Source organism: Defluviimonas aquaemixtae (genome assembly GCF_900302475.1).
Lineage (GTDB): Bacteria > Pseudomonadota > Alphaproteobacteria > Rhodobacterales > Rhodobacteraceae > Albidovulum > Albidovulum aquaemixtae.
Window position 1 is genome coordinate 928,885 of sequence record NZ_OMOQ01000001.1, and the last position, 14,189, is coordinate 943,073.

Genomic DNA, 14,189 nt, shown 5'->3' on the forward strand with positions numbered 1-14,189 from the left:
GGATTGATCCTCTCGGCGGAAACGTCTGCTGGGTTTAAGGCAATATAGGAAATGTTCCCTATATTTCGCCATACAGCCTTGCGAATAAGGACGCATGTTCTGTATCTAGGCCAAGTGGAAACCAATGTTTCGGAATCGGAGGAAAAGGCGAATGTCAGTCCGGCTGGATGAGATGGACCGGAAAATCCTTGGTGAGCTGCAGGAGGATGCAGGCCAATCGCTCGACGAAATCGCCCGCAAAGTCGGATCGTCGAAGACGCCTGTCTGGAACAGAATCCGTAAAATGCGCGAAGCCCAAGTGATCCGGCGGCAGACCGTGCTTCTCGACCCCGAAGCGCTGGGGCTCGAGGCGTGTTTCTTCGTGCTGATCCGAACTTCGGAGCACGAGGCGGACTGGCAGAAGAAGTTCCTCAAGACGCTCAGGAACCGCCCCGAAGTGCTCGAGGCGCACCGGCTCGCGGGCGATATCGACTACATCCTGAAAGTGCGGGTGCAGAACGCCCGCGCTTACGACACGTTCTACCAGTCGCTGATTTCAGAGGTGAAGATCTACAACGTCACCGCGCTTCTCAGCATGGAGGAGATCAAAGCGACGACGCAATTGCCGCTGTGAGCGAACGGAGTGGCCGGCGCGTCGCGCGCCGGCCAGCGCATCATTCCGCCGCCGCCATCTCGCGGGCCGGCTGGATGTTGTGGTTCAGCCGGAACAGATTCGACGCATCGTACTTCGCTTTTACTTCGGACAGACGCTGCATGTTGTCGCCGTAGACGCCGGTGATGCGGTCGGGCTCATCTTCCGGCATGAAGTTCACGTAGGCGGTGCCGGTGGCGTGGGGTGCGGTCTTGTCGAAGATCGAGCGCGCCCAGCGCCTGCACTCGTCATCCTGCTTCGCCTTGTCCCAACGGGTGTGGATGTTCATGATGAAATGCGAGGCCCGCTGAGGATAGGCCGTCGCCTCCGGCCGCACCCGCGCCATCGCTCCGCCCACATGGGCCACGAAGATTTCGCAGTTCGGGCTCGGGCTCGATGACAGTGCACCAGCGAGGATGTCGATCAGCGCGTCGGGCAGGTCGAGGAAGTCGTGCGACTTCCAGTAATTGCGCGCGCCGGGGGCAAGGAGCGGATCAAACGCCGCCTGCCAGCCCGCAAGAGGGCTTGGGCCGATTACATCGGCGATCGGTTCGCCAAGCCGGCGCAGCGGAGCCAGCGCCGCCTCGCCCTTGGCGGGATCGCCGGCGTAGCACGCGGCAATGACGAAGACCTCGCGGCCATGCCACTCCGCGGGCAGGAACGGCAGGGGTGGGGCTTTGCGGAACACGGTCCAGATCGTCAGATCGTCGGGCGCGTCTGCCGTGATGCGCCGGTACTCACGCAGCAGCCGGCCGGCTTCGGCATAGGGATAGACGATCAGCCCCGCTAAAACCTCGGGCCCGACCTGGTGAAGGCGGAACTCGAAGGCCGTCACGATGCCGAAGTTGCCGCCACCGCCGCGGATCGCCCAGAACAGATCGGGATGGTCGTTTTCGCTGGCGCGCAGCCGCTTGCCGTCGGCGGTGACCACATCCGCCGAGATAAGATTATCGATCGTCATGCCGTACTTGCGCGTGAGCCAGCCGAACCCGCCGCCCAGCGTCAGTCCGGCAATCCCGGTTGTGGAGTTGATGCCCATCGGCAGCGCGAGGCCATGAGCCGCCGTTTCCTTGTCGACGTCGCCGAGGGTCGCGCCCGGTTCGACCCAGGCCGTCCGCGTCATTGGATCGACCCGGACCGAACGCATCTGCGAGAGGTCAAGCAGGAGCGCGCCGTCGGCGACGGCATGACCTGCGATCTGGTGGCCGCCGCTCCGAACCGAGATGAGCAGACGTTTCTCCTGAGCGAGATTGACCGCAGCCTGCACGTCCGCGCTGCCCCGCGCGCGCACCACAATTCCAGGTTTGCGGTTCACCGTCGCGTTCCAAAGAGTGCGCGCCTCATCATAGCCGGGCTCGCCCTTGAGCGCGACCTCGCCGCGCAGCCCCGCGCCAAGCGCGGCAAGTTCCTCATCGGTAATTTTCGCGGGTTTCGCGTCGAGATTTCTGATTTGCACAGTCATGGCAGCTCCCCTTGTTACGAAAGGTTTCTGCCGCGCCGACCGCCCCAGCAGAAGCTAACGGAATCAGGGATCCGCAGCAAGCTGGCTGCCGCGTTATTGCGCCGAAAGGCCAAAACTGGCTTAACCGCGCTCTCGGGATGCAACCTGCAGGCGTTCAAGGCCGTGAAAATGATACAGATTGGCGTAACGCGGCTTCTTCGCGAAGGCGAGACCGGGCAAGCGCTCGAACAGGATCGGCAGCGCGACCTGCAGTTCGAGCCGCGCTAGAGGGGCGCCGACACAGAAGTGGATGCCAGCGCCGAAGCTGTGATTGGCCTTGGCCGGGCGGGCCGGATTGAAGCGGGCGGGCCGATCCCAGGCCTGCGGATCGCGATTGGCGGCGGCAAGCAGAAGCCCGACCTCGTCGCCGCGCCGGAACGTGTGGCCCGAGATCTCGATGTCGTCGTATGCGTGGCGCGTGAAGAGATGGAGCGGCGGGTCGAAGCGCAGGATTTCCTCGACCGTCGCCTCGACCCGATCGGGCGCCAGGGCCTCGCCGCCGATTCCTTTTTCGATCAGCACCTTGACGCCGTTTCCCAACGTGTGGACCGTCGCTTCGTGACCGGCGTTGAGAAGCAGGATGCAGGTCGATATCAGCTCATCGGTCGAAAGCGCATCGCTCCCTGCCTCGGCCGCGATCAGGTGTGTGATGAGGTCGTCGGAAGGCCGCGCGAGGCGCTCCTCGACATAGCCGTTCAGGAAGGCGACGAATGCGTTCGTCGCGGCGACCGCCGCGTCCTCGGTCGCCCGCGTGCGGCGGGCCTGGTACATTGCGACCATCGCGTTCGACCAGTGCAGCAGATCGTCCGCCCGGTCCTCTGGCACGCCGAGAAGGCGGGCGATAACGATCACGGGCAGTTTCTGCGCGAAATGGCTCAGAAGGTCGAATTCGCCCGCCGGGAAAGCATCGATGAGCGTGTGGCTCAGCGCCGCGATCTCGGGCGCCAGCGCTGCGATCCGGCGCGAGGTGAAGGCGCGGAGGACATGGTTGCGCAGGCGCGTGTGGCGCGGCGGTTCAAGCTCAAGCATCGAATGCGCTTCAACGGCGTAGAACGGCCTCACGTTTTCGGGGACGGGCGCGCGCTTCTCTTCCGGCACCTCGCGGCCGAAGCGGCGGTCGCGCAGGATCGCGCCGACGGTGGCGGCCGAGGTGGCGCAGACGAACTGGTATTCGTTCCAATAGAAGAGCGGTCCTGCCCTGCGGGCGCGCTCATAGAACTGGTAAGGGTTCTGAACGAAGCGGGCATCCGTTGGGGATTGATCGAGCGCGTTCATCGCCACCTCCGGTCCGCACAAAAGCCCAACTCGCGGCCGGGCGCAATCGGGCCTATCCAGACCGGGCCAGGATCCGGGCGGGGGGCTGAATGAGAAGAACCCCGGTCAGCACGATAAGCGCACCCGCCGCGTGGGCCCAGCTCCAGACGCCTCCGAGGGACCAGACGATGAGCATCACGTAAAACGGTGCGGCGTTGATGTGCATGCTCGCAGCTCCGACGCCGATGCGGCTGACGCTGACGATCCAGAGAAGTTGCGACAGCCCTATCGTCGCAATCCCGTAGGTCGCGAGAAGCACCACGCGATCGGCGTCCAGCGCCGCAATCGCCCGCGTCGTCGCAGCCAGATCTCCCTGCGCGACGACGGCGAAAGCCGTGACCGCGGCCGCACCCACGAACGTCGCCGCAGTCTGTCCGAGCGGGGAGTGACCGCGCAAGCCAAGAACGGTTGCACGCGAGCCCCAGCAGAAGAGCGTGAGCGACACGAGCGCCGCGACCGCTCCGAGGCCGATCTGCATCGAGCCGAGACCGCTCATATAGGCGACGGTTCCGCCGATGAGGCCAAGGCAGAGACCCGCGACCAATCGCAGCGACAGCCGGCGCCCGTCAAAGAGGCATTCGAGCGCGATCCCTGCAACCGGCATGGCCGCCGCGACGACCGACACGGTGACCCCGTCGGTCCGGTTTTGCGCGAAGGTCAGGAGAAACGATCCCAGCCCGAAGCCAATGCCGCCGATGAAAAGCGCGCGCGGCCAGTCGATGCGCCGGACGTTGCGCCACCCCTCGGCGAGCACCCAGATTGGGACGAGGAAGGCCGCCGCCAGGGACATCCGCAGCGCGGTGAGCGGGAGCGGCGCGAATTGCTGCAGCATCTGGTCGCCGATTGGAAACCCGACGGCCCAGATCAGCATTGATGCCGCGCAAATCGCATTCGCGGAACCGCGTCCCGCGGACGGCACATTTGGCGGCGTGAGCGTGGTCAAGGAAAGGCCCGGTCAGACTGACGACCGGGAAAGCGTGCCGGAGAGCACATGCGCGGTCGCGTCTATCCGCGACCTGAGTGTGACGGATTTCAGGCCGAAGCGGCGCCAAGCGCGGCGACGATGGGGCCGAAATCGTCGGCCTTCAGGCTCGCCCCGCCGACAAGAGCGCCGTCGACATCGGCGACCGCGAAGATCTCGGCCGCGTTCGACGGCTTGACCGAGCCGCCATAGAGCAGGCGCATATCCGCGGCGGTGCCTTCAAAGCGTTTGGCGAGTTCGGCGCGCAGAAAGCCATGCACCTCGCCGATCTGTTCGAGCGTCGGCGTGCGGCCCGTGCCGATGGCCCAGACCGGCTCGTAGGCGACTACCGAATTCGCAGGTGTGGCGGACTCGGGCAGCGATCCGGCAAGCTGCGCGCCGATGATCGCCAATGTCTCTCCAGCGTCCCGCTGCGCCTCGGTCTCGCCCACGCAGATGACGGCGGTCAGCCCTGCGGCATGGGCCGCGCGCGCCTTGGCGGCGACGTCGACATCCGTCTCGCGATGATCGGCGCGGCGTTCGGAATGGCCGACGATCACGTAAGAAGCCCCGGCATCGGCCAGCATCGGGGCAGAGATGTCGCCAGTATGGGCGCCCGAGGCTTCCGAGTGGCAATCCTGTCCGCCGAGCGCGATCGGGTTCTTGCCGACCTTCCAGGCCATCTGCGCGATCAGCGTAGCGGGCGGACAGATCAGCACCTCGCAGGCGGGGGAGGGATGCGCTTTCACCAGCGCATCGATCTCGGCCAGGCTCGCCGCCATGCCGTTCATCTTCCAGTTTCCGGCTGCAAGCTTTCTCGGCATGGACGTTTCCTTAGGTCAGGTGGGACAGGGCTTCCTGAGCGAGATTGCAGGCCAGCGCCGGATCGTCAAGCGCGGCGTCCGGCAGGCGCCAGTAGGGCATCGCCGTAACCTTGCCGCCGTCACGCGAATAGGTCCAGTGCTCCCAGCCCTCGGCTTCGGCCCGTTCGGCGAAGGCGCCCGCGCCCTTCAGCCAGATCGAGCCATCACCATGCAGGATCGCAAAGATCGTGCCGTCGCGGTAGAGGCAAAGCCCGCCCATCATCTTGCGCGTTGTGAGCGGCCCGAGCCCCTCGAAGAGTTCGAGCGCGAAGGCGATGTCAGCGTCGGAGATGCTCATGCGCCGGGCCGGTCGGCCTCGGGCATGTCCTTGAACTTGATCGATTCCCCGCAGCCGCAGGCTTCGGCGACATTGGGATTGTTGAACCGGAAGCCGGATTCGAGAAGCGAGGTTTCATAGTCGATCTCGGTCCCGAAAAGGAACATCTGCGCCATCGGCGCGATCATGACGCGCGCGCCGTCCTGTTCGACGATCTCGTCATGCGGTTCGGCCTCGGCGGCGAATTCCAGCGTGTACTCCATGCCCGCGCAGCCGCCCTTCTTGACGCCGAGGCGAAGCCCGTAGGCGTCGTCCTTCGCCATGAGGCGCGTGATCTGCTTGACCGCGCGCGGGGTAAGCGCCACCGGGGATTTGCCGGGAATGCCGAACATGCGTGTCTCCGTTTCCTCTGCCCCTAATCTAAGGGCCGGCGGGCGCGATCTCAAGCGGCGGCAGCAAGTCGAGAAGCCAAGCGGTTCCATAGGCGAAGGCCATCGCCCAGCCGAATGAGGCGAGCGTGCCGATAATCACGTACTCGCCTGCGCGCTGGTCCTTCGACGTGGTCTCGAACCGCAGAACCGACTTCGCGGCGATGAGAAAGCCGATGCCCGCAGGCTGGCCGACCATCACGAGCAGGTAAATGAGCCCGCGTTCGAGTATTCCGATGAGTTTGCCGCCATTCGTGAGTCCTGTCGGAAGCTCGACATCCGACCACGGGCGCATCAGCAGCCCCACGGCGAAGCCGCCCGTCCGAGTCGCGAGAATCAGCCCCGCGAACGCAGCCATCAGCGTGGGCAACCCGTTGAGGCCCGCCCAGACCCCGCCGGCCCAGAGATCGGGCCGCAGCACAGCTAGGGCTACGAGCGTCGCGATATGCGCACCCTGATCTGCGAGAAATGCTGCGAGCCCCGGAGGATCGATCCGCCCCTTGATCCAGTCGATGACCAGATGGGCGAAGGCGAGCGCGACGAGCTCGGGCGCATCGACCCGCCCTAACGCGATGGCCGCCGTCGCAAGCACGATGGCGCCATGAAGCATGAGAACCGGAACACTGCGCTTGTTCGCCGCGATCCAGCCCGTCTGGAAGACGAAATCGGCCAGCACATGGGCGAAGAGGAGGGCCGTGAAGGTCTCGATCATGCGGGTTGTCCTTCGCCTGTCGTCTCCCAGCCGTGGAGCGCCCGGCGGATCGCGGCTGTGCCCGCGCCGCTTAGCCGGTAGCTCATCGCCTGGCTCGAAATGCCGAGGCGCGCGGCCATGTCCGCTTGTGTCGGTTCCGCCGGATCGAGCGCGAGCGCCGTCGCCTCCGCCTGTTCGGGCGTCCAGCGCGACATGCGCTCGTCGAGAAGGTCAACGATCGCGCGGTGAAGCGGCGTGACATCCGTCCCGCCGATCGCCAGCCGCGTGTCGCGCCGCATCTGCTCCAATGCGCGGCCCGAGCTTTCGAACGCGGTGCCGTGGGCGTCCGACAGGTCGTCGCTGCCAAGGCTCTCCGCCGCGCCTAGCCCGATGGCGATGCGGGTGGGCGGAACGTCGGATGCGGCCCGGAGGCGCGCAGAGAGCAGAAGCGCGGCGCGCAAGGCCCGGTCCGGGGGTGCGACGATCACCTGCCAGCCATCGCCACGATAGCGGGTGAATTTCGCACCGGTTCCCCGTGGCCAGCGACCGATCTCCTCTGCCGTCGCGTCGAGGATTTCCATGGCGCGTTCGACCGCGTCGGCGCCCGAAGAGGTCGAGCCGACGAGGTCTCCGGTCAGGGCGGCAATTGCGGGCAAGTAAAGCCTATTAGCTTGTTTTGTATAATATCAAGTAATATGGCTTGTTAAGCTAAAAAGCAAGTGAAAAGGCTTGATGATCACATGAAGCCCAATTCCAGCCGCGCCTCGTCGGACATCATGTCCATGCCCCATTGCGGCTCGAACGTCATCTGGACATCGACCTGCTTGACGCCGTCCAGGGGCTCGACGGCATCGGCCACCCAGCCGGGCATCTCGCCCGCCACGGGACAGCCCGGCGCGGTCAGCGTCATCACGATACCGACCTCGTTCTCGGGTGAGATATCGATCGTGTAGATCAGGCCCAAGTCATAGATATTGACCGGAATCTCCGGATCGTAAACCGTACGGCAGGCATCCACCACTTTCTCGTAAAGCGGGTGGTCTGTCGTCGAAGGCTTGATCAGGGGCGCGCCCTCGATAGGGTCTTTGGCTTCAGCGGTCATGCGCGTCTCGTGTGGTTCCTGAGCGATTATATAGGAAATTGCCTCCGGGGCGTAAAGGCCGCAGCGTCGTTACACTTGGGTGGCCCGCGGCCTGCGCGCCCCTCATCCAAAGCGCGCGAGAGATATCTTGCGCCCACGTCGCGGGAGAGCTCCGCATGAATCACGGGCCCTTCAAAAGGGCGGTCGGACGGGCTAAGAGCGCGCGCCATGACAGATTGCTTCTCCTTCACGCTCCGCGCCACCGACGGCAAGGCCCGCACCGGCGTGATCGCCACCCCCCGGGGCGAGATCCGCACGCCCGCCTTCATGCCGGTGGGCACGGCGGGGACCGTCAAGGCGATGCTGCCCGAAAGCGTGGCGGAGACCGGCGCCGAAATCCTACTCGGCAACACCTATCACCTGATGCTGCGGCCCACGGCCGAGCGCATCGACCGGTTGGGTGGCCTTCACCGCTTCATGAACTGGCACCGGCCGATCCTGACGGATTCCGGCGGCTTCCAGGTCATGAGCCTCGCGTCCCTGCGCAAGCTAACCGAGGAAGGCGTGCGTTTCTCCTCCCATATCGACGGCTCGAAGCACATGCTCACCCCCGAGCGGTCGATGGAGATCCAGCGGCTTTTGGGCAGTGACATCGTCATGGCCTTCGACGAATGCCCCGCGCTGCCCGCGCCGGTCGCGAAGGTCGCCGAAAGCATGCGGCTGTCGATGCGCTGGGCCGATAGGTCGCGCGACGCGTTCGGCGACCGGCCGGGCCATGCGCTATTCGGCATCATGCAGGGCGGCGTGACCGAGGAGCTCAGGGCCGAAAGCGCCGCGGCGCTGAAGGCGATCGGCTTCGACGGCTATGCGGTCGGCGGCCTTGCGGTGGGAGAGGGGCAGGAGACGATGTTCTCCGTCCTCGACTATGCGCCGGGCCTCTTGCCCGAGGACAGGCCGCGCTACCTCATGGGCGTGGGCAAGCCTGACGACATCGTCGGCGCAGTCGAACGCGGCGTCGACATGATGGACTGCGTCCTGCCGTCGCGGTCAGGGCGGACGGGTCAGGCCTTCACCCGGCGCGGGGTGGTGAACATCAAGAACGCACGGCACATGGACGACCCCCGTCCGCTCGACGAAGACTGTGCCTGCCCGGCCTGCCGCAGCTATTCGCGCGCCTACCTGCACCATGTCTTCCGGTCGGGCGAGATCATCTCGTCGATGCTCCTTACCTGGCACAACCTGCACTACTACCAGGAGCTGATGGCGGGCTTGCGCGGCGCGATCGCCGAGGGCCGGCTGGCTGCTTTCCGGCGCGACTTCGACGCCGCGCGCGCCGAGGGCGATATCGAGCCGCTATGACCGCCATTCGTGACCGGCGACCCACGCGCCGAGCTGCGCCGGTATGGCAGTGAACATCTAGGTGGCTGCGATCCGCTTGAAACTCCTTTGGAGGTTTCGCCGCGCGCCCGCCACTCGCCTGGCCCGGCGATCACGCCGGGCCGCGCCCGATCCTTCCCCCGGGGAGGGCGCATAGCGGCGCCGCAAGCAGAACGGGCGCTTCGCGGGTCCGCGGCCCGCCGCGCGGACCCGACGTCACGAACGCCCTCCCGGGGTCGGGCGCGGCCCTCTGTGCTCTCGAACGACGGTCGGCGCGGTCGCGCTTCGTGGCCTCATGGCCGGTCGGCCATCTCAGCCATGCGTCAGGTAGATCGACATCTGCTTCAACGTCGCATGGACCGAGGGCGAGAACGTCTCGACCCCCTGCGTCAGCCGGTGCAGGTTCCTCAAATCCGCCTCACAGGCAGCAATCTCGTCGTCGGTCAGTTCCCGGTCTGGGCGCGTGAAGCTTGCGATCGAGCGCGAGCCGTCTTCCATGATCGCGACGCAGACCCCGAAGCGCTTGCCATGCTCGGCCGCCAGCGTCATGACCCCATGCTCGTCCTGTGAGCGCAACTCGCTCCACCGGACGGTCCCGGTATTGGCGAAACCCCAATGCACCGTCGGATCCTGCAGGACGAGCCCGTTGCGCGAGTAGAGGTCAATCCACTCCTTCGAATAGGATTGCAGAAGATACCGCGGCGACGTGAACCGGATATGGAGCGCGATCGCAAAACCGGACGGGTTCGCGGCGTGCAGGCGCGCCAGAAGCGTGCTTATGTCATTCTGGCCGCCCATGCATCCACTTCCCCAGGGTCTTTCTTAGACGATCGTTCCGTGTCATACCACCCGCTCATGGTGGCACAACTGCGGGGCGGCACGCAAAGGTCAAGTCTCGCCTTGGAACAGAAAGACCGGCAGATGGACGGAGGCGCACGGCGGACTGATTTCGCAGCGCTTGCGTCCGCTGGATACTACATCGCTCTGCATGTCGGTTATGCCTTTCCGCTGAGCGAGCGCAATGCGCTTCCCGAGCTCTGGGTCGAACGCTACACACAGCGCGGCTTCATGCTCTATGACCCCGTAATGCGTTGGCTTTACGAGAACAAGGGCGCAGTCCGATGGAGCGCGATCGCACTGCCGGACCCGCGCGGCATTCTTCAGCAGGCCGCCCGGTTCGGGCTGCGCTACGGGGCCGCGATCGCCTGTGCGCCGATGGGCACGGAGGGCCAGCGCAGCTTCGGTTCCTTCGCCCGCGCCGACCGGGAGTTCGACGATGAGGAGATCCGGATTCTCGAATCGAGGCTCCGGCGTATGCACGAGGCTACCGCGCCGCCCACCAATCTCACCCGTGCCGAGCTCGAAGCGCTGTCGATGGTCAAGGACGGCCTTCTCCTGAAGGAGATCGCGAACACGCTCGGCGTCTCCGAGGGGGCGATCAAGCAGCGGCTCAAGAATGCCAAGACCAAGCTTGGCGCCAAAACCTCGAGCCATGCGATCTCTGTCGCCGTCGGCTACGGCCTGATCTGACGCGTGGCATTTCGGGTTTCGCAAGGGCGAGACGCGCAGGCGACAGGCGTGACTCCGCTCAGCCTATGGGAGAGTTTTCTAATCATACTCGCCATTTAGGATTTATTAATGCTGATTCCTGGTGCTCTAATCGCCTCGCCAAAATGGAGGGGCAAATCATGCAGAACATCACATTCGATCTTTCCGACCTTCACCGTCACGGTTCGGCTTTCTACGACTACCTGAAGCTCAGGAAGCATTTCTTCGTGGACACGCTGGGCTGGGACATTCCCCACAACGACTTCGTCGAGATGGACCAGTACGACAATCCCCTGGCCCACTACTCACTGGTCCTGCGCGACGGCGAGGTGATCGGCGGCGCGCGCACCATGCCCACCACCTCGCATTGGGGCGATCACACCTACATGCTGCGCGACGCCGTGGCGGGCAAGCTCGTCGACATTCCGGCGCGCGTGCTCGAACGCGAGATCGATACTCCGCGGGTCTGGGAATGCACCCGGCTCGTCATGTCAGAAGAGGTCCGCAGCCATGCCGACAGGTCGCACTGCCTGTCGCTGATCGTCGAAGGCCTGGCCGATGTCGCGCGGCGGCACGGGGCCGACGAGCTGATGTCGCTCTCGCCGCTGTCGCTGATGCGGGCGCTGAGGCAACTCGGCTGGCAGGCAGACAGGATCGGGGAGCCCTATTCCAATCCCGGCGATGGCCGGAGATATGCCGTCCTCTGCATGCCGGCGGAGAAGATGCGCCAGCCGGAGGTCGCACACTAAGGACGGACTGCGCGCCTCTCGGAGCCCAGGCATCCTCGGCGGCAAAGCGTAACCGCCGGGGATGCCACGCCATCCCGTGGGGATCATTCCGGTCGACGGAAGTGCAGGCACGGAGCGGGAAAGCAAATCCGGCTTCACGCCGGCCTGTGAGGCGGGACGGATTTGGGTGAGTGCGAATGATTGACGTCTTGTCCTCACGGAACGTGCGCGTCATTGTGTTGAAAAGGGTAGGCTCGACCGGTTGAAGAGCCGCGCCCCCCCGCATAGATACGGGACGGTGAGGAGAGGGCCGGGTGCTGCCGATGAACGGGGCCAGCGTCCTTTCGCCGAGATAGGAAATGCTTATGAAACAACTGCTTGCTCCCAGCTACCCGGTCTTGCCGCTGCGCGATATCGTGGTGTTCCCGCACATGATCGTGCCCCTCTTCGTGGGCCGCGAAAAGTCGGTGCGGGCGCTGGAAGAGGTCATGCGCGAAGACAAGCAGATTCTGTTGTCCTCGCAGATCGATCCCACTCAGGACGATCCGACCACCGATGGAATCTACAAGGCCGGAGTGCTCGCCAATGTACTTCAGCTTCTGAAACTGCCCGACGGCACCGTGAAGGTACTCGTCGAAGGCCGCTCGCGCGTGCGGATTGTCGAATTCATCGACAATGACAGCTATTTCGAGGCGAATTGTGAAGAGCTGACCGAGCTGCCGGGTGATCCGGCAACGGTCGAGGCGCTTCTGCGCTCCGTCGCCGAAGAATTCGAACGCTATGCCAAGATCAAGAAGAATGTGCCGGAAGAGGCGCTGACCGCCGTGGCCGAAAGCCGCGAGCCGGCGAAGCTCGCCGACCTCGTCTCTGGTCACCTCGGCATCGAGGTTAACCAGAAGCAGGAGCTTCTGGAAACGCTCGACGTCGGCGAACGGCTCGAGAAGGTCTACGGGCTGATGCAGGGCGAGATGTCGGTCCTGCAGGTCGAAAAGAAGATCAAGTCCCGCGTCAAGACGCAGATGGAACGCACCCAGCGCGAGTACTACCTGAATGAGCAGATGAAGGCCATTCAGCGCGAGCTCGGCGACGGTGAGGAAGGCCAGAATGAAATCAACGAACTGACCGACAAGATCAAGAACACCAAGTTCTCAAAAGAGGCGCGGGACAAGGCTGACGCCGAGCTGAAGAAGCTCAAGTCGATGTCGCCGATGTCGGCCGAGGCGACGGTCGTGCGGAATTACCTCGACTGGCTTCTGTCACTGCCCTGGGGCGTGAAGTCCCGCGTCAAGAAGGACCTCAACAAAGCCCAGGAAGTCCTTGATAACGATCACTATGGCCTGGAAAAGGTCAAGGAGCGGATCGTCGAGTATCTTGCCGTGCAGCAGCGCAGCCAGAAGATGAAGGGGCCGATCCTCTGCCTCGTCGGACCTCCGGGTGTCGGCAAGACCTCGCTCGGCAAATCCGTGGCGCGCGCCACCGGACGCGAGTTCATCCGCATCTCGCTCGGCGGTGTGCGCGACGAAAGCGAGATCCGCGGCCACCGGCGGACTTATATCGGCTCCATGCCCGGCAAGATCATCCAGTCGCTGAAGAAGGCCAAGACCACAAATCCGCTCATCCTTCTCGATGAGATCGACAAGATGGGCCAGGATTTCCGCGGCGACCCGGCCTCGGCGATGCTGGAGGTTCTCGATCCGGAACAGAACAATACGTTCATGGACCACTACCTCGAAGTCGAATACGACCTCTCGAACGTGATGTTCCTGACCACGGCGAACAGCTACAACATGCCGTCGCCGCTTCTCGACCGGATGGAGATCATCCCGCTTGCCGGCTACACCGAGGACGAGAAGCGCGAGATCGCGAAGCAGCATCTCATCCCCAAGCAGATCAAGAACCACGGGCTGAAGAAGACCGAGTTCAAGTTGACCGACGAGGCGCTCAACCAGATGATCCGCACCTATACCCGCGAGGCGGGGGTGCGGAACCTCGAGCGCGAGATCGCAAAAATTTCGCGTAAGGCGCTGACCAAGATCATCAAGAAGGACACCAAGAGCGTCGAGGTCACGCCCGAGAATCTCGAGGACTTCCTCGGGGTCAAGAAGTTCCGCTACGGGCTTGCCGAGAAGGAGGATCAGATCGGCGTCGTGACCGGCCTCGCCTGGACCTCCGTCGGTGGCGATCTTCTGTCGATCGAGGCGCTGAAGCTGCCCGGCAAGGGACGGATGAAGACGACGGGCAAGCTCGGCGACGTGATGAAGGAATCGATCGACGCCGCATCCTCGTTCGTGCGCGCGATCAGCCCCGAGATCGGTGTCAAGCCGCCGATTTTCGAGAAGATCGACATCCACGTCCACGTGCCGGAAGGCGCGACGCCCAAGGACGGGCCGTCTGCAGGCGTGGCGATGGTGACGTCCATCGTCTCGGTCCTGACCCAGATTCCGGTCCGCAAGGACATCGCGATGACCGGCGAGGTGACCTTGCGCGGCAATGTCTTGGCGATCGGCGGGCTGAAAGAGAAACTTCTGGCCGCGCTGCGGGGCGGCATCAAGACGGTGCTGATCCCGGAAGAGAACGCCAAGGACATCCCCGAGATTCCCGACAACGTGAAGTCGGGCCTCGACATCATCCCGGTCGCCCATGTCCGGGACGTGTTGAAACAGGCGCTCGTGCGGACCCCGGAGCCTATCGAATGGGACGCCGAGGCAGAGGAAGCCGCCGCCAAGGCGGCACTGGCCGAGAAGGACGAGGCGACGGGCGCGACCGCACACTGACGCGCCCGGTCTCGA

15 protein-coding genes are annotated in these 14,189 nt (G+C 64.4%); 5 read left to right on the forward strand and 10 right to left on the reverse strand.

Annotation, left to right across the window (positions count from 1 at the left end):
• The first annotated feature begins 151 nt into the window (after positions 1–151).
• Complete coding sequence (locus DEA8626_RS04595) at positions 152–613, forward strand: Lrp/AsnC family transcriptional regulator (RefSeq protein ID WP_108851865.1); 462 nt, start codon at positions 152–154, stop codon at positions 611–613.
• 40 nt (positions 614–653) lie between these two features.
• On the opposite strand, the gene DEA8626_RS04600 is transcribed toward DEA8626_RS04595, so the two are convergent.
• The 9 genes from DEA8626_RS04600 to DEA8626_RS04640 all read right to left on the reverse strand — a co-directional run bounded on the left by DEA8626_RS04600 (position 654) and on the right by DEA8626_RS04640 (position 7,768).
• The gene (locus DEA8626_RS04600; RefSeq protein WP_108851866.1) at positions 654–2,093 is read right to left on the reverse strand and encodes an FAD-binding oxidoreductase; all 1,440 of its coding nucleotides are present in this window, start codon (positions 2,091–2,093) and stop codon (positions 654–656) included.
• A 120-nt stretch (positions 2,094–2,213) separates the two neighbouring features.
• A complete protein-coding gene (locus tag DEA8626_RS04605) occupies positions 2,214–3,407 on the reverse strand; it encodes a cytochrome P450 (protein WP_108851867.1) in 1,194 nt (397 codons plus the stop codon).
• A 52-nt stretch (positions 3,408–3,459) separates the two neighbouring features.
• Positions 3,460–4,365 carry a DMT family transporter gene (locus DEA8626_RS04610; RefSeq protein WP_281261492.1) on the reverse strand — a complete coding sequence of 302 codons (906 nt, stop codon included), beginning with the start codon at positions 4,363–4,365 and terminating at the stop codon, positions 3,460–3,462.
• Between the two features lie 113 nt (positions 4,366–4,478).
• Positions 4,479–5,231, reverse strand: a complete 753-nt coding sequence (gene tpiA / locus DEA8626_RS04615) for a triose-phosphate isomerase (RefSeq protein ID WP_108851869.1) — start codon at positions 5,229–5,231, stop codon at positions 4,479–4,481.
• A 10-nt stretch (positions 5,232–5,241) separates the two neighbouring features.
• Positions 5,242–5,568 (reverse strand): TfoX/Sxy family protein, encoded by a 327-nt coding sequence (locus DEA8626_RS04620; RefSeq protein ID WP_108851870.1) that lies wholly within the window; start codon positions 5,566–5,568, stop codon positions 5,242–5,244.
• Positions 5,565–5,939 carry a HesB/IscA family protein gene (locus DEA8626_RS04625; RefSeq protein ID WP_108851871.1) on the reverse strand — a complete coding sequence of 125 codons (375 nt, stop codon included), beginning with the start codon at positions 5,937–5,939 and terminating at the stop codon, positions 5,565–5,567. Before DEA8626_RS04625 ends, DEA8626_RS04620 begins: the two co-directional genes overlap by 4 nt.
• Before the next feature lie 28 nt (positions 5,940–5,967).
• Entirely contained in the window at positions 5,968–6,687 is a 720-nt protein-coding gene (locus DEA8626_RS04630; protein WP_108851872.1) for a DUF3307 domain-containing protein, read from the reverse strand.
• Positions 6,684–7,322, reverse strand: a complete 639-nt coding sequence (locus DEA8626_RS04635) for a hypothetical protein (protein WP_108851873.1) — start codon at positions 7,320–7,322, stop codon at positions 6,684–6,686. Before DEA8626_RS04635 ends, DEA8626_RS04630 begins: the two co-directional genes overlap by 4 nt.
• An 80-nt stretch (positions 7,323–7,402) precedes the next feature.
• Positions 7,403–7,768 (reverse strand): SUF system Fe-S cluster assembly protein, encoded by a 366-nt coding sequence (locus tag DEA8626_RS04640; RefSeq protein ID WP_108851874.1) that lies wholly within the window; start codon positions 7,766–7,768, stop codon positions 7,403–7,405.
• 207 nt (positions 7,769–7,975) lie between these two features.
• Here DEA8626_RS04640 and tgt point away from each other — a divergent pair, with 207 nt between their 5' ends.
• Positions 7,976–9,106 (forward strand): tRNA guanosine(34) transglycosylase Tgt, encoded by a 1,131-nt coding sequence (gene tgt / locus DEA8626_RS04645; protein WP_108851875.1) that lies wholly within the window; start codon positions 7,976–7,978, stop codon positions 9,104–9,106.
• A gap of 330 nt (positions 9,107–9,436) precedes the next feature.
• Here the strand turns inward: tgt and DEA8626_RS04650 are convergent, their stop codons facing one another.
• Positions 9,437–9,922: an autoinducer binding domain-containing protein gene (locus DEA8626_RS04650; RefSeq protein WP_108851876.1), complete on the reverse strand. Its 486-nt coding sequence runs from the start codon at positions 9,920–9,922 to the stop codon at positions 9,437–9,439.
• Between the two features lie 39 nt (positions 9,923–9,961).
• On the opposite strand from DEA8626_RS04650, the gene DEA8626_RS04655 reads away from it, so the two are divergent.
• The 3 genes from DEA8626_RS04655 to lon all read left to right on the forward strand — a co-directional run bounded on the left by DEA8626_RS04655 (position 9,962) and on the right by lon (position 14,174).
• Positions 9,962–10,654, forward strand: a complete 693-nt coding sequence (locus DEA8626_RS04655) for a helix-turn-helix transcriptional regulator (RefSeq protein ID WP_306418091.1) — start codon at positions 9,962–9,964, stop codon at positions 10,652–10,654.
• 158 nt (positions 10,655–10,812) lie between these two features.
• Entirely contained in the window at positions 10,813–11,421 is a 609-nt protein-coding gene (locus tag DEA8626_RS04660; RefSeq protein WP_108851878.1) for an acyl-homoserine-lactone synthase, read from the forward strand.
• 344 nt (positions 11,422–11,765) lie between these two features.
• Positions 11,766–14,174: an endopeptidase La gene (gene lon / locus DEA8626_RS04665; RefSeq protein ID WP_108851879.1), complete on the forward strand. Its 2,409-nt coding sequence runs from the start codon at positions 11,766–11,768 to the stop codon at positions 14,172–14,174.
• Positions 14,175–14,189: the final 15 nt, after the last annotated feature.

Bases quoted from the DNA above. Each gene is read 5' to 3' on its own strand.
- DEA8626_RS04595 (WP_108851865.1), top strand. From the start codon at position 152: ATGTCAGTCCGGCTGGATGAGATGGACCGGAAAATCCTTGGTGAGCTG.
- DEA8626_RS04600 (WP_108851866.1), bottom strand. From the start codon at position 2,093: ATGACTGTGCAAATCAGAAATCTCGACGCGAAACCCGCGAAAATTACC.
- DEA8626_RS04605 (WP_108851867.1), bottom strand. From the start codon at position 3,407: ATGAACGCGCTCGATCAATCCCCAACGGATGCCCGCTTCGTTCAGAAC.
- tpiA (WP_108851869.1), bottom strand. From the start codon at position 5,231: ATGCCGAGAAAGCTTGCAGCCGGAAACTGGAAGATGAACGGCATGGCG.
- DEA8626_RS04620 (WP_108851870.1), bottom strand. From the start codon at position 5,568: ATGAGCATCTCCGACGCTGACATCGCCTTCGCGCTCGAACTCTTCGAG.
- DEA8626_RS04625 (WP_108851871.1), bottom strand. From the start codon at position 5,939: ATGTTCGGCATTCCCGGCAAATCCCCGGTGGCGCTTACCCCGCGCGCG.
- DEA8626_RS04630 (WP_108851872.1), bottom strand. From the start codon at position 6,687: ATGATCGAGACCTTCACGGCCCTCCTCTTCGCCCATGTGCTGGCCGAT.
- DEA8626_RS04640 (WP_108851874.1), bottom strand. From the start codon at position 7,768: ATGACCGCTGAAGCCAAAGACCCTATCGAGGGCGCGCCCCTGATCAAG.
- tgt (WP_108851875.1), top strand. From the start codon at position 7,976: ATGACAGATTGCTTCTCCTTCACGCTCCGCGCCACCGACGGCAAGGCC.
- DEA8626_RS04650 (WP_108851876.1), bottom strand. From the start codon at position 9,922: ATGGGCGGCCAGAATGACATAAGCACGCTTCTGGCGCGCCTGCACGCC.
- DEA8626_RS04660 (WP_108851878.1), top strand. From the start codon at position 10,813: ATGCAGAACATCACATTCGATCTTTCCGACCTTCACCGTCACGGTTCG.
- lon (WP_108851879.1), top strand. From the start codon at position 11,766: ATGAAACAACTGCTTGCTCCCAGCTACCCGGTCTTGCCGCTGCGCGAT.